2 protein-coding genes (both cut by a window edge) are annotated in these 12206 nt (G+C 75.7%); both read left to right on the top strand.

Annotation, left to right across the window (positions count from 1 at the left end; translation table 11 throughout):
- Positions 1 to 980: the end of a non-ribosomal peptide synthetase gene (locus tag J7E94_RS27525; RefSeq protein ID WP_215019508.1), read on the top strand. 3703 nt of this gene lie to the left of the window's left edge; 980 of the gene's 4683 nt are visible here — the last part of the coding sequence; its start codon lies off the left edge, out of view; its stop codon occupies positions 978 to 980.
- Positions 980 to 12206 carry the 5' portion of an SDR family NAD(P)-dependent oxidoreductase gene (locus J7E94_RS27520; protein WP_215019507.1) on the top strand. It continues 8462 nt past the right edge of the window, so only the first 11227 of its 19689 coding nucleotides appear in the window; the start codon lies at positions 980 to 982; its stop codon lies off the right edge, out of view. The genes J7E94_RS27525 and J7E94_RS27520 overlap by 1 nt, the downstream gene beginning before the upstream one ends.

Raw genomic sequence — 12206 nt, 5'->3', positions numbered from 1 at the left:
TCGCCGGCAGCCGCACAGGGGTGTTCGTCGGACTCAGCGGCACGGACTACCTGAGCCTGCTCGGACCGGGCTCGCCGGAGATGGGCGACCACTTCCTGATCGGCAACGTCCCCTCGATCGCGGCCAACCGCATCTCCTACGTGTTCGATCTGCATGGCCCCAGCGCCGTCTTCGACACGGCCTGCTCCAGCTCGCTCGTCGCCGTGCACCGCGCGGCCCGCGCGCTCCAGCAGGGGGACTGCGACATGGCCCTGGCCGGCGGGGCCAACCTCCTGCTGTCCCCGCACGGGTTCACCGGCCTGCGGCGGGCCGGGATGCTCAGCCCCGACGGCCGCTGCAAGACCTTCGACGAACGCGCCGACGGCTACGGCAGGGGCGAGGGCGTGGTGCTCCTCGCCCTCAAACTGCTCGACCGGGCCCTGGCCGACGGAGACCCGGTGCACGGCGTGCTGATCGGCTCGGCGGAGAACCACGGTGGGCACACCCACTCGCTCACCGTCCCCAACCCGCTGGCGCAGCGCGACGTCGTGCTCGCCGCACACCGGTCGGCCGGGGTCGCGCCCGACACGATCGACTACATCGAGGCGCACGGCACGGGGACCCCGCTCGGCGACCCGATCGAGATCGACGCCCTCAAGGAGGCGTTCGGCCGCCTGTACGCCGACTGGGGGATCCCGGTGGTTCCGGGACGCACCGGCCTCGGGTCGGTCAAGACGAACATCGGCCACCTGGAGGCCGCGGCGGGCGTCGCCGGCGTCGTGAAGGTCCTGCTGGCGATGCGTCACCGCACGCTCCCCGGCCTGGTGGACCTGCGGACGCCGAATCCGATGCTCGACCTCGACGGCAGTCCGTTCCGGATCCAGGCCGCAGCACAGACATGGGAAACACGCGAGGGGACGCCGGCCCGGGTCGGCGTCAGCTCGTTCGGTATGGGAGGCAGCAACGTGCACGTGGTAGTCGAAGAGGCGGGACAGCGTTGATGAGCGGCACCACCGAGGACAGGACCGCCCGACTGGTCCTCCTGTCCGCCGACGGCCCCGAACAGCTCGACCGCTACCGGGCCGAGCTGTGCACCTGGCTGGACGAGCACCCAACGGCCTCCCTGGACGCCATCGCGCACACCCTGCGCGTCGGCCGGGAACCCCTGCGCGAGCGCGTCGCCCTGCTCGTCGGGAGCGTCGCCGAACTGGCCGCGCGCCTGCGCGACGGCGAAGGCCTCGTGACCGGCACCGCGACGGCCGGCGCCTCCGCGGCCTCCGGCGGCGGCGCCGGGCCCGCGGCCACCGACGATCCGGCCGAGGCCGCCCGCCTGTGGGTCACCGGCCAGGACGTCGTCCTGCCCGAGCCCTCCGGCGACCGCCCGGCCAGGCTCTCCCTGCCCCTGCCGCCCCGGCCGACCCGCCGCTACTGGATCAAGCCGCCCGCCGGCCTGGCCGCCGGCCCCGGCGAACGGCTGCTGACCGGCGAGGAGTTCTACCTGCGCGACCACGCCCTGGGCCGGATCCGGATCCTGCCCGCTGTGGCGGCCCTGGAGTTCGCGGTGGCCGCGGCCGAACAGGCGGGCCACGGCCGCGCCACCGGCATCGTCAACGTGCTGTGGGCCCGCCCCGTGCTCGTCGAGGACGAGCCGGCCCGCGTGCGCCTGCACCTCGCGCCCACCGCCGACGGGGTCTCCTACGAGGTCCGGCTCACCGACGGCAGCGCCGAGGGCGCGCTCTGCTCCGCCGGCACCCTCCGCTTCGGCGCCGGTCCCGAGGCACCGCGCCTCGACCTGGACGCGATCCGCGCCCGGCTGCCCCGTACGGCCACCGCCGAGGAGTGCTACGAGGTCTTCGGCGCGCTCGGCGGCGGCTACGGGCCCAGCCTCCAGGGGCTGCGCTCGGTGCGGTCCGCGCCGGGCGAGGTCCTCGCGCACGTCGCCGTGCCCGCGGCGGCGGACCTCCCCTTCTCCGATTTCGCCCTCCACCCCTCCCTCCTGGACGCGATGCTCCAGGCCTGCCTGTGGACCGACGAGGACCCCTCGGCCCCGCGCGCCCGGGAACTGCCCTTCTCCCTGGACGCGGTCGAGATCTTCGGGCCGCTGCCCGAACAGGGCCACGTGCACGCCGTGCGGACCCCGGCCGGCCACGACATCGCCCTCGCCGACGACGAGGGCCGGGTCCGCGTGCGGCTGCGCGCCGTCGTCACCCGGCCCGTCGACGGCGCCGCCCGCCTGGACGGCACCATCGGCGCCCACCTGCTCGTACAGCGCTGGCAGGACGCCCCCGCGCCGGCCGCCGGCCGGACCGTACGCGCCCTCCTGCTCGGCGAGGAGAGCTTCACCGGAGCCGAACGCACCACCGGGGACTCCGTCTTCCCCCGCGACGAGGAACTCCTCCTCGTCCACACCGCGGACGGCGACCCGCTGCCCGCCCTCACCGGGCTGTACCGGTCCTGGGCGGCCCAGCCGACCCGCCACCCGGTGCGCGTCCTGCACGTGTTCCGCACGTCCGGCGGCGTCGAGGACGCGCGGGCCGAGGCCCTGGACGGGTTCGCCCGGGCCCTCGCCAACGAGGACCCGCAGTTCCTCGTCTCCGCGGTCGACGCGGGCACGGCCGGCCTCGCCGCCACCGTCGAGTCCGAGGCGCGCGCCGCCCACGCCTTCCGCGTCCGGTACACGGCCGCCGGCCGGCAGGTGCCGCGCTGGGAGCCCGTCAGCCCCGACCCGGCACCGCTCGCCCCGCGCGGCACCGTGCTGGTCACCGGCGGCGCGGGCGCCCTCGGCCGCCGGCTCGTCGCCCACCTGGGAGGCGACGCCCGCTACGTCCTGACGGGCCGTTCGGCGCAGGCCGACCTCACGGAGCTGCGCTCCGCCGGCCTCGACGTCCACTACATACCCGCCGACCTGGGCGCCCCCGGCGCCGCCGGTGACCTCGTCGAGCGGATCCACGGCTCCTTCGGACCGCTCCACGGCGTCCTGCACCTCGCCGGAACCACCCGGGACGCGCTGCTGATCGGCAAGACCGACCAGCAGAACGCGGCCGTGCTCGGCCCCAAGGTCCGCGGCACCATCGAGCTCGACCGGGCCACCGCCGGCGACCCGCTGGACTTCTTCATCGCCTTCTCCTCCATGTCGGGGGCCGCGGGAAGCCCCGGCCAGACCGACTACGCCTACGCGAACCGCTTCCTGGACGCGTTCACGGCCTGGCGCCGGGGCAGCGGCCGGCCGGGCCGCAGCCTCTCCGTGCTGTGGTCGCTGTGGGCCGACGGGGGCATACGCGTCGACGCCGACGAGGCCGCGGCGGCCCGGATGGCCCGCCAGGTCGGGCTGGTGGCCATGCCCACCGACGCCGGACTGGAGGCCTTCGACCGGGCCCTGGGCCACGACGGCGACCACGTCCTGGTGGCGCACGGCAACCTGGCGCGCCTGCGCGAGGTGCTGGACGCGCCGGCGCCCTCGGCCCCGTCGGCCCCCTCCGTCCCCGCCCCGCGCGCCGTTCCGTCCGCCCCGTCCCTCCCGTCCGCGGAGCCGGCGGCGCCGGCCGCCGACGCGGCCGAGGAGTTCCTGCGCGGGGTACTCGCCGAGGTCTTCGAGTTCCCGGCCGAGGAGATGGAGGCCGACGCGCCGTTCGAGCGGTTCGGCATCGACTCGCTGCTGATCATGGACCTGACCCGCCGTCTGGAGGACCACTTCGGGTCCCTGCCGAAGACCCTGTTCTTCGAGTACCAGGACCTGCGCTCCCTCGCCGGCTGGTTCACCGAGCACCACGGCTCCCGCCTCGCGGAACTGGCGCCCGCGCCCGAACCGGCGCCCGCGCCCGAACCGGCGCCCGCGCCCGAACCGGCGCCCGCGCCCGAACCGGCGCCCGCGCCCGAACCGGCGCCCGCGCCCGAACCGGCGCCCGCGCCCGAACCGGCCCCCGCGCCGGAGCCGGTGGCCGGCCGGGCACCCCGGGCGGACAGGGCTCCGGAGCCGGTGGCCGCCGTCACGGCCGTGCTCCCGGGCGCCGCCGCGGTCCCCGCCCACACCCCCTCGGGCTCCATGCCGATCGCCATCGTCGGCGTCGCCGCCCGCTTCGCCGAATCGGACACCCTCGACCAGTTCTGGGACCACCTCCAGGCGGGGCGGGACCTGATCACCGAGATCCCGGCGGACCGCTGGGACTGGCGGGACTACGACCAGGCCACCCCCGCCGACCGTGCGGCCCGCTACAGCCGCTGGGGCAGCTTCCTGCGCGGCATCGACATGTTCGACCCGCTCTTCTTCGGCGTCTCGCCCCGCGAGGCGGAGATCGTCGACCCCCAGGAACGGCTGTTCCTCCAGACCGCCTGGCACGCCATGGAGAACGCCGGACGCACCCGCGCGGACCTGCGCTCCCACCGCGTCGGTGTGTACGTCGGCGCGATGTACGGGCTCTATCAGCTGCACGAGGCCGAGGACGGCCGGATCGGCGCCTCCTCGCACGCCTCCATCGCCAACCGCGTCTCCTACACCCTCGGCCTCACCGGCCCCAGCCTGGGCGTGGACACGATGTGCTCCTCCTCGCTGACGGCCATTCACCTGGCCGTGCGCGACCTGCGCGCCGGGGACACCGACATGGCCGTCGCGGGCGGGGTCAACCTGCACGTCCACCCGTACAAGTACCGCTTCCTCGGCCAGGGCAGCTTCACCTCCAGCGACGGCCGCTGCCGCAGCTTCGGCGCGGACGGCGACGGCTATGTCCCCGGCGAGGGCGTCGGCGCGGTGCTGCTCCGGCCGCTCGCGGACGCCGTCCGGGACGGCGACCACATCCACGGCGTCATCCTCGGGACAAGCGTCAACCACGGCGGCCGCACCAACGGCTTCACCGTGCCCAACCCCGTCGCCCAGGGCGACCTCGTCGCACAGGCGCTCGGCGAGGCAGGCGTGGACCCGGCCACCCTCGGCTACCTCGAGGCGCACGGCACCGGCACCGCCCTCGGCGACCCCGTCGAGATCCGCGGACTCGCCCGCGCGCTGACCGAGGCCGGACTGCCACCGCGCAGCCTTCCGATCGGCTCGGTCAAGTCCAACGTCGGCCACCTCGAATCGGCCTCCGGCATGGCCGGGCTGTGCAAGGTGCTGCTCCAGATGCGGCACGGCCGGCTCGTGCCCTCGCTGCACGCGGACCCGCTCAACCCGAACATCGACTTCGACTCGACCCCGCTGCACGTGCAGCGCGACCTCGCCCCGTGGCCCCGGCCCGAGGGCGCGCCCCGGCGCGCGGGCCTCAGCTCCTTCGGCGCGGGCGGGGCCAACGCCCACCTCGTCGTGGAGGAGTACGTCGCCCCGCCGGCCGCCGGGCAGGAGCCCGGCCCGTACCTGTTCCCGCTCTCCACCCGGGTGCCCGAACGGCTCTCCGTGCTCGCCGCCGAACTGGCGGACGCCCTGGAACGGGGCCTGGCGGACGGATCGTCACCCCGCCTCGCGGACGTGGCGTTCACCCTCCAGCAGGGGCGCGAGGAGTGGGCGGACCGCATGGTCGTCCTGGCCTCCACCGTCACCGAGCTGGTGGCCCGGCTGCGCGGGGACGACCCGACGGGAGTCTGGACCGGTAGTGCCCGCGGCCGCGCCGGCTCCCGCGCCGCCGCCCCAACGAGCAGCGACCCGGCGTCGATCGGCGCCGCCTGGGCCGCCGGAGCCCCGGTCACGTGGCCGGCGGGGAACGGCAGCCGCGTGCCGCTGCCGGGCTACCCCTTCGAGGAACTCCGCTGCTGGCTCACCGACACCATCTGGTCGCCGCCCGTACCGCCCGTACCGCCCGTACCGGCCGCCGAGCGGACCGCACCGGGTCCGGTGCACCCGCTGCTCGACGCGATCGACCCGGCCGAGAGCCTGGACGGCCTGACCTACCGGACCGCCTTCGCCCCCGAGCACCCCTACATCGGCGGCCACCGGCTCGGCGATACCCGCCTGCTGCCCGCCGCCGCCGTTCTGGAGATGGCCCGTGCCGCCGCCGAGGCGGCCGGGGCGGGGGAGCGGCTGCGACTGTCGAACGTCCGCTGGCTGCGGCCCTTCGTCGTGGCCGGCGCCGAGCGCACGGCCAGGACACGGCTGCGCCGCGGTGAGACCGGCACGCGCTTCGACCTGCGCGACGACACCGGCGAACTCCTCGCCGAGGGCCGGGTGGAGCCCCTGTCCGCCCCCGCCGGGGAGACCCTGGACATCGACGCCGTACGGGCCCGCCTCGGCAGCCGCCACGAAGGCGCCGGCCTCTACGCCGACCTCACGGCGGCGGGGCTGTTCTACGGCCCCGCCCTGCGGGCCGTCGAATGGATCGCCGCGGGCGACGGAGAGGCACTCGTACGCCTGCGGATCCCCGCCGAAGCCGCCCGCTTCGCCGGCTCCGCCCTCCACCCCTCGGTGGTCGACGGCGCCCTGCACGCCTTCGCCGTCCTCCGGGACCGGGACAACGGCCCCGCGATGGTGCCGTACGCCCTCACCGCCGCCGAGGTCCACGCCCCGGTGACCGACCTCGGGTACGCCCACGTGAGCACCGTCGGCACCGACCGCTACGACCTCACCCTGACCGACTCCGAGGGGAACATCCGCGTGCGACTGCGCGACCTGTCGCTGCGGCCCGCGCCCGGCGTCGCCCAGGCCCGGCCGGCCGGATCCCCCGCCGCAGCGGCCGTCTCCGCCGCGGCGGCGGCCGCCGCGGACGACCTGATGTTCGCACCGCGCTGGACCGAGCTGTCCGGCCGCTCCCCGCAACCGCTCCCGGACGGGGCCACCACCTGGCTCGTGCGCGGACCGGACTCGGCGCCGCTGGCGGCCGCCCTGCGCGCCCGCCTCGGCGGCGCGGTCGTCGAACTGGACCACGACCGCGTCGCCACCGCCACCGGCCGGCCCGACCACGTGATCCTGCTCGCCCCCCGTGCCGGGGGCGCGACGGACGACACCGCCGCGCTCGAAGCGGCCCAGGAACGCGGTGTCCTCACCCTGTTCCGGCTCGCCAAGGTCCTCCAGCGGACCCGCTCGGCCGTCCGTCTCACCGTGGTCACCGAGGACGCCCTCACCACGGCCGGCGAACCCGTCGCCAACCCGTACGCGGCCGGCCTGCACGGCCTGGCCCTGTCGCTGGCCCAGGAACACCCCCGCTGGCAGGTCGCCGTCGTCGACCGCTCCTCCGCCGACGCGCCCTCCGCGGACGTGCTCGACGCCCCCGCCGGCGGCCCCTACGCACTGCGCCGCGGCGTGCTCCACCACCGCAGGCTCGTCCCGGTCGCCCTCACACCCCCGCAGGAGCGGATCCGCCGGGACGGCACCTACCTGATCCTCGGCGGGGCCGGGGGCATCGGCCTGGAACTCACCGAATGGCTGGTGCGCGGCTACCGGGCGAAGGTCGTCCTCCTCGGCCGCAGCGAACTCGACGCCGAGCGCCGCGCACGGCTGCGCGCCATCGACCCGGACGGCACCCTCGTCTCCTACCGCAGGGCCGACGCGACCGACCCCGCCGCGTTGCGGGAGGCCGTCGAGTGGACCAGGAGCGCCCACGGCGCCCTGCACGGGGTCTTCCACGCCACGATCGTCCTGCGCGACCAGACCGTCGCCACGATGACGGAGGAGACCTTCCGCTCCGTCCTCGACGCCAAGGCGCACACCTCGGTCGCACTGCACGCCGCCCTGAGAGGCGTGGGCGGCCTCGACTTCGTCCTCTTCTTCTCCTCGGCGGTCGCCCTGTCCGGCAGTGCCGGCCAGGGCAACTACGCGGCCGGATCCACCTTCGAGGACTCCTTCGCCCACCACCTCGACTGGATGCTGGCGGCCCGGGTGGCCGTCATCAACTGGGGCTACTGGGGGACCGTCGGCATCGTCGCCGACGAGCGCTACCGCGAGCGGCTCGCCGCCACCGGAATCCACTCGATCACCCCGGAGGAGGGGATGGCCGCCGTGCACGCCGTGCTCGGACGCGAGGACCGCCAGGTCGTCGTGGTCAAGGCCGACGCGGCCGCACTCGCCGCGGTCGGCGCCCAGCCGCGTCGGACCGCCGGGCAACCGGCCGGCCCGGACACCACGACGTCCGGCACGGGGACGCCCCCCGACGACGTGGCCTTGGTGCCGTCGCTGGCCCAGCTCCCCCCGGTCGCCCGGCTGCTCACCGAGGCCGACGACGCCCGCCTGACCGAGGTCATGTGCGACTGGCTGTGGACGCTCTTCCGTCGCGAAGGGGTCTTCCTCGGCGACGCCGAGAGCTGGCAGCCCGCCGCCCTCGCCGAACGGCTGGCCGTCGTCCCCGCGCAGCGCAGGCTCTTCGCCGAGCTCCTGCGCCAGCTGACCGAGGGCGGCTTCCTCGACGACCGGGGCGGAGCACTCGTCCCCGCCGGACGCGAGGCCGCCAAGGACCCCGAGGGAGACCTGGTCGAGCTGTGCGAGCGCAAGCCCGCGCTCAACCGCTTCGACCGGCTGCTGCGCCCCTGCATGCAGAACCTCTTCGGCGTGCTGCGCGGCACCGTCCGCGCCACCGACGTGATGTTCCCGGGCGGCTCCAGCGCCCTCGTCGAGGGCGCCTACCGGGGAAGCCCGGTCGTCGACCGCGCCAACGAACTCGTCGTCGGCGCCGTCCAGGACCTGCTGTCCCGCCACCAGGGCCCGCTCACCGTCATCGAAATCGGCGCGGGCACCGGAGGCACCACCGCGAGCGTCCTGCCCGCCCTCGCCGCCTCGGGCACGGAGGTGACGTACGTCTACACGGACATCTCCCGCGCCTTCCTTCGGCACGGGGAGCAGCGGTTCGCCGAGGCGCACCCGTACGTCCGCTTCCAGCGGCTCGACATCTCCGCGGACCCCGAGACCCAGGGCTTCACCCCGGGCAGCGCCGACCTGGTCGTGGCGGCCAACGTCCTGCACGCGACCGCCGACCTGCTCGCCACCCTGCGCGCGGTGACCCGGCTGCTCAAGCCCGGTGGACGGCTGGTCCTCAACGAGGCCAGCAGCAACGTCCTCACCGCCACCCTCACCTTCGGCCTGCTCGACGGCTGGTGGCTGCACGAGGATGCCGAACTGCGCCTGCCCGGCTCCCCGTTGCTCTCCGCGCCCGGATGGCGCAAGGCCCTCGCCCTTGCCGGCTTCACGCGCAGCCGGGCCGTGCCGGCGGACGAGGGGCTGAGCCAGCACGTGGTGGTCGCGGAGACCGCACCGGGCGGCACGGCTCCCGCCGCCGCGGCGCCCGCCGCGTCGCCGCGCGCCGCGGTGCCCCCGCTCCCCTCGGCCGGGCCGTCCGGCACGGAGGGCGACGCGCTGCTGGAGGCCGCGCGGGAGTACGTCAAGGACGCCTTCGCGCAGATCCTCCAAGTGCCGCGCGAGCGGCTCTGGCTGGACGAGACGTACGAGAACTTCGGCGTCGACTCGCTGACGGTGCCCCTCATCGTGGACGTCCTCGCCGAGGGCATGGGCGAGCTGCCGGTGTCCCTGCTGTTCGAGTACCCGACCGTCCGCGAGGTCGCCGACTACCTGGTCGAGCGGCACGCCGAGCGGGTGCGCGCGCTCCTTCCCGAGCCCGCCGCCGAGCCCGCCCCGGCGCAGGTCGCCGTTTCCGCCCCCGTGCCGGGCACCGTCCCGGCCGTCCAGGCGCCCGCTGCCGGCGTACGTCCGGCCGCGCGCCCGGCGCAGCCGGTGCCGGCCGCCGACCACCGCGTCGCGATCGTCGGCGTGGCCGGCCGCTACCCCCAGGCCGAGGACCTCGACGCCTTCTGGGAGAACCTGCGGTCCGGCCGCGACTGTGTGGGCCAGGTGCCCGCCGACCGCTGGGACCACCGGGCCGCCGCCGACGCGGACGGCCGGCCGGTGAGCCGCTGGGGCGGATTCCTCGACGGGATCGACGAGTTCGACCCCCGCTTCTTCCAGATGTCCCTGCGGGAAGCTGAACTGACTGACCCTCAAGAAAGGCTGTTCCTCCAGACCTCCTGGCACGCCATGGAGGACGCCGGCTACACCCGGGCCCGCCTCCGGGGCAGCCGCGTCGGCGTGTACGTCGGCGTGATGTACGGGCACTACCAGCTGTTCGAGGACGAGCGGGGCCTCGCCGGCGGCATGGGCTACGCGTCCATCGCCAACCGCGTCTCGTACTTCTTCGACTTCCACGGGCCGAGCCTGGCCGTCGACACCATGTGCTCCTCCTCCCTCACCGCCATCCACCTCGCCTGCGAGGCCCTGGCGTCCGGACAGGCGGACTACGCGCTCGCCGGCGGCGTCAACCTCGCCCCGCACCCGCGCAAGTACCGCCAGCTGGCGGCCGGCGGGTTCACCGGCGAGAGCGGGCGGTGCCGCAGCTTCGCGGCGGACGGCGACGGCATGGTGCCCGGTGAGGGCGTCGGCGCCGTCCTGCTCAAGCCGCTGGCGGCGGCCGAGCGCGACGGGGACCGCATCCTCGGCGTGATCCTCGGCAGCTCCGTCAACCACGGCGGAAAGACGGGCGGATTCGCCGTGCCCAGCCCCGGCGCCCAGGGCGAGGTCATCGCCCAGGCCCTGCGCACGGCCGGAGTGCCGGCCGACGGGATCTCGTACGTCGAGGCGCACGGCACCGGGACCCAGCTGGGTGATCCGGCCGAAGTCGCCGGACTCGTACGGGCCTTCGGTGACCTGCCGGCCGGCTCGGTCGCGCTCGGCTCGGTCAAGTCCTCCGTCGGCCACCTGGAGTCGGCCGCGGGCATCGCGGCCCTCACGAAGGTCCTGCTCCAGATGAAGGCCCGCGAACTGGCGCCCTCCCTGCACGCGGACGCCCTCAACCCGGCCGTCGACTGGAACACCGTGCCCTTCCGGGTGCAGCGCGAACTCGCCCCCTGGAAGGGCTCCGGGCCCCTGCGTGCGGGCGTCAGCGCCTTCGGTGCGGGCGGCTCCAACGCCCACCTCGTGGTCGAGGAGCACCGGACACCGGACCCGTGGCCCGATGCCGCGGCGGGACCGGACGTCTTCCCGTTCTCCGCGCGGGACGCGGAGGGCCTGCGCCGCGTCGTCGCGGGCATGCGGACCTGGCTGGGTTCGACGGGCACCGGCGCCGATCCCCGGGACATCGCGGCCGCGGCCGGCGTCCCCGTCACGGCGGTGGACGAACCCCTCGACGAACTGGGCCTGGACCCGGCCACGATGGTGCGGCTGTTGGGCCTCGGCGACGCGGTCGGGGCGGGCTCCGTGCACGGCGGCACCACCCTGCGCGAATTCGCGGGCCGCGCCGCGGGCGGCGACGGCGTCGACCTCGTCCGGCTCGCCCGCACCCTGCAGACCGGCCGCGAGGCCATGGCCCACCGATTCGCCGTCGTCGCACGGTCGGCGGGGGAACTCGCCGAGGCGCTCGACGCGTTCCTCGCCGGACGGCCCGGCGGCCACACCGGCGTCGTGACGGCCGAGCCGGGGGCCGCGGTCCGCCCCTCCGCGGCGGATCCACACGACACGGCCCGCCGCTGGGCCGCGGGAGAGGTCTTCGACTGGGAGGCCGGCCGGCCCGGTCCGGTAGCGGCCCTGTCCCTGCCCGGATACCCCTTCGCGCGCACCCGCTGCTGGATCGACGCCGTCACCCCGGCCGCCCTCGCCGCCCCGGCGGCCCCCACGGCCCCGACGGCATCAGGGACCGCGGACGCCCCCGCCAGGGGCGCCCGGCTCCGGGCCGCCGTACTGACCCTGCTGGGCGCGGTCACCGGATACGCCCCCGCCGACCTCGACCCGGCGGACTCCTTCCACGAGCACGGCCTGGACTCCCTCGGTCTCATCCGGCTCGCAGACGAGGTCTCCAACGCCTTCGGCGTGCCCATCGGCCCCGACCAGCTGCTCGCCACCCCCACCCCCTCCGCGCTCGCCGAGTGGCTGGAGAACGAGCACCCGAACGCCGCCGCGCCCCTGTCGGCCGGCCCCGCGCGGGACCTGCCGGCCGAGGACGACCCCGTCGTGATCGTCGGCATGGCGGGCACCCTGCCCGGCGCACGGAACCTTGACGAGTTCTGGGCGGCCCTCCAGAAGGGCGGCGACCTCTTCTCCGAAGTGCCCGCCGACCGCTGGGACAGCCGCGCCCACTACGGGGACCCGGCCCTGCACCCCGACCGGACCCGGATCACCCGGGGCGGCTTCATGCCGGACATCGACCGCTTCGACCCGCTGTTCTTCGGCATCTCGCCCCGCGAGGCCCGCTGGATGGACCCCCGCCAGCGGCTGCTGCTGCGCACGGTGTGGTCAGCGCTGGAGGACGCGGGCATCGACCCGACCCGCCTCGCCGGCA

Origin of the sequence: Streptomyces sp. ISL-94 (assembly GCF_018614075.1) — a bacterium.
Taxonomy (GTDB): Bacteria; Actinomycetota; Actinomycetes; order Streptomycetales; family Streptomycetaceae; genus Streptomyces.
The sequence above is the reverse complement of the archived record's forward strand: the minus strand, read 5'-3'. Positions and strand labels throughout refer to the sequence as shown.